Source organism: Cyanobacteriota bacterium (assembly GCA_025054735.1).
Lineage (GTDB): Bacteria > Cyanobacteriota > Cyanobacteriia > SKYG9 > SKYG9 > SKYG9.
Genome location: JANWZG010000009.1, coordinates 8,910 through 12,084, shown reverse-complemented (window position 1 = coordinate 12,084; position 3,175 = coordinate 8,910). Strand labels below are relative to the sequence as shown.

The following is a 3,175-nucleotide window of genomic DNA, read 5'->3' as shown; positions in this document are numbered from 1 at the left end:
GATTTGAGGGCACAGCGACGATCGTCTCCCCTACGTTTCCCCCCTTGACCTTGACCGCAGAGCAGATTTTGACCGCTGGCCGGTAGCCTACAGACTCGCCATCACTGTGCGGGCAGCCGCTAGAGTGCGATCGATGTCTTCGTCAGTATGGGCTAGGGAGGTGAAGCCAGCCTCAAACTGTGAGGGAGCTAAATACACGCCCTGCTCTAACATACCCCGGTGGAAGCGGCTAAACTTTTGCAGATCAGACGCTTTAGCATCCTCATAGTTGCGCACTGGCCCCTCAGTGAAGAAAAAGCCAAACATGCCACTAATCTGACCACCGCAGGCTGCATGACCCGTTTCCTTGGCGATTTGCAACAGCCCATCGGTAAGGCGCTTGGTAATGCGATCGAGATGTTCATAGGTACCTGGTTTCTGCAATAGCTCCAGAGTCTTAATGCCAGCGGTCATTGCTAGGGGATTACCTGACAACGTACCTGCTTGATACATTGGCCCTGCGGGAGCCACCATCGCCATAATGTCGCGTCTGCCGCCATAGGCACCTACTGGTAATCCGCCCCCGATCACTTTCCCTAGGGTTGTCAGGTCTGGGGTTACCCCAAACTTTTCCTGAGCGCCACCGTAGGCAATCCGGAAACCAGTCATCACCTCGTCAAAGGTCAAGAGTGCCCCGTGGTCACGAGTGAGTTCCCGTAGCCCTTCCAGAAAACCCGCATCGGGTGGGATGAATCCAGAATTGCCCACCACAGGCTCTAGAATCACACCAGCAATCTGGTCAGGATTTCCGGCAAACAGGGCTTTGACAGCCTCTAGGTCGTTGAAGGGTGCAGTGAGAGTGTTACTAGCTACAGACTTAGGCACACCGGGGGAGTCAGGTAAGCCTAATGTGGCCACGCCAGAGCCAGCCTTAACGAGAAACATGTCTGCGTGACCGTGATAGCAGCCCTCAAATTTAATCAGTTTTTCCCGGCCTGTAAATGCCCGCATGAGTCGCAGCACAGACATGCAGGCTTCTGTACCAGAGTTGACAAATCGCACCATTTCTACACTGGGCACCGCGTCAATCACCATCTCGGCTAATACGTTTTCTAAGACACAGGGCGCACCAAAGCTAGTGCCCTTGTGCAGTGCTGCTTGCAGAGCTTCTATCACCACAGGATGGGCATGACCACAGATGGCAGGCCCCCACGTGCCCACGTAGTCAATGTACTGGTTACCGTCTACATCCCAAATGTAGGCACCCTGTACACGATCGAACACGATCGGGTTGCCACCCACGGACTTAAATGCCCGCACAGGCGAACTCACGCCTCCTGGCATAAGCTTTTGGGCAGCAGCAAAGATTTCTTCTGATTTAGCGGTCTTAAGTGGGGTTGCGTTCAAGGCTATGCTCCTAAAAACTGATGTTGTATTGAATTCGTTGTTTAATAATCAAGCTGACTAGATTTTACGCCCTTACTGCAAGGGATGAGCAGATTAGATGCTCAGAAATAGGTTGATCCCAACCTCAACTTGATTCTACTGGGCTGAAAAAGTCGTGTGTGGACAGCAGCAACGCAGCCATAGCAAAAACTGGTTGATCAAGACAAGGGGCTTGCTGGTATGGCTCATAGTAAGGACTTAAGTTCTCACTACAACGTCCTAACAAGATTGTGTATTGCTATATCTGGTTCAGAGGGTTTGCTCGTAGAATTACTGAGCACAGAGTGTGCAGCTAGTGAAAATTCAATGAAGCGCCATAGGGAATCTACCGTTTTTTGTAAAGATGTGGTAAGCATTTAGATGTTTTGTGACTGTTGATGGATTCTGTCTGGAGTATTGTTTGCCTAAGTCTACCGGGGTTGAGTCTACAGGCCTGGCAATATGTTTAGAGCATCTTGGGTGAATATGGATGCTCGGCGTAGGTGGCCAAGAGTTGAAGCCGATTGTCAAACAGCAGTGTTGCCAACGCTGTTGCCAACGATGTAGCAAGGGTATTACGTATGATTGCAAGCATTAAAGCATCAATTTTCAGCCTGGTCTTAGGCATAGCCACTTTTGGGGCAAATGCTGCTCAAGCCTATGGGCTGTATCAGTTTACAGTTACTTGGCAGGATGGGGCTGTGAGTGAAGGGCGAGTAACGATCGATCTTGACAATCCCAGAATCGATGTTACGGACAATAGCAGTGCGTTTAGTTATCGGCAGCGGGAATGGCAGTTTGTGGATTTTTTTCTAGCCCATCGCGGCAGAACCTACAGTCTAGCTGACCTATACGGTGGCTACATCAACCAGTACGAATTCCCAGTTACGTCAGCCTACTATCCGGTTTACGGCAGTGCCGTGAATTATCTATACGCTGAGATTTGGAACGATGGTAAACCGTTGGTTGCCATTCATCGGGTTGATATTGCCTCTCGGTCTCGTTCAGACTATGGCCCTAGTGTCGATTATGCTTATGGCGTTAAGGCACTTGACTCTAACTGGGTAGGGCCAGTATTGCTGAATCCACCAGATGATGGAGAACCTGTGCCCGGAGGTGGTGCGGCCATTCCAGAGCCAATGACAGTTGCTGGGTTAGCGCTAGCAGGGGCAGGATTACTGGCCTATCAACGCCAGCGCTATCCAAAGCTCTAGGCTGACGGTTGGGCTGTAGGGTGCTGGGAGCGATTGTCTCCTGCAAACAATATCCCCAAGCCTGCAACCGCAAAGGCAACGATCGCTAGGCGAGCAACAATATCAAAGGCTAAATCACCCGATTTGACGATTAGGGTGTTGAATAGGGCCATACCTGCGGTGAAGCCGCCAAAATAGCAGCCAATTCCCAAGCCACCCCGCTCTGGGGGCATAACAGATAGCGCCAAGGGAATCACACCATTCAAGACTGTACTAGTTGCTACAACTAGGATGATGACTTCAAGCCCGACTACGATCGGCTGCTGGTTCATCAAGGTGATCCCCAGGTCAGCGATCATGGTGACGATGCTAGCAAGCATCAAGCGGTGATTACCCCAGCGGGTGGCAGCAATTCCCAAGGGTATGGCCACAACCCCAAGGACGATCGACACCAGTCCCATTACTATAGTCAAGTTCAGGTTAGGGACACTGATCGTCAAAAGCCGTGGAAAGATTTCTCCTAGCAGCAAGCGAATGCCCCACGATGCTCCTAACCCTGCAAGGGCCAGCAGGATTAG

General features: G+C 51.1%; 3 protein-coding genes. 1 reads left to right on the top strand and 2 read right to left on the bottom strand.

What is annotated here, in order from left to right; translation table 11 throughout:
* Positions 1-87 precede the first annotated feature (87 nt).
* Positions 88-1,386: a glutamate-1-semialdehyde 2,1-aminomutase gene (gene hemL / locus NZ772_01040; GenBank protein MCS6812152.1), complete on the bottom strand. Its 1,299-nt coding sequence runs from the start codon at positions 1,384-1,386 to the stop codon at positions 88-90.
* A gap of 599 nt (positions 1,387-1,985) precedes the next feature.
* On the opposite strand from hemL, the gene NZ772_01035 reads away from it, so the two are divergent.
* On the top strand, positions 1,986-2,618 hold the full coding sequence (locus NZ772_01035; GenBank protein ID MCS6812151.1) for a PEP-CTERM sorting domain-containing protein: 633 nt from the start codon (positions 1,986-1,988) through the stop codon (positions 2,616-2,618).
* Here NZ772_01035 and NZ772_01030 read toward each other — a convergent pair.
* The coding region (locus tag NZ772_01030; protein MCS6812150.1) for a hypothetical protein at positions 2,615-3,175 on the bottom strand (561 nt) is incomplete at its 5' end. The two genes, NZ772_01035 and NZ772_01030, sit on opposite strands and share 4 nt — an antisense overlap.

Bases quoted from the DNA above. Each gene is read 5' to 3' on its own strand.
- NZ772_01035 (MCS6812151.1), top strand. From the start codon at position 1,986: ATGATTGCAAGCATTAAAGCATCAATTTTCAGCCTGGTCTTAGGCATA.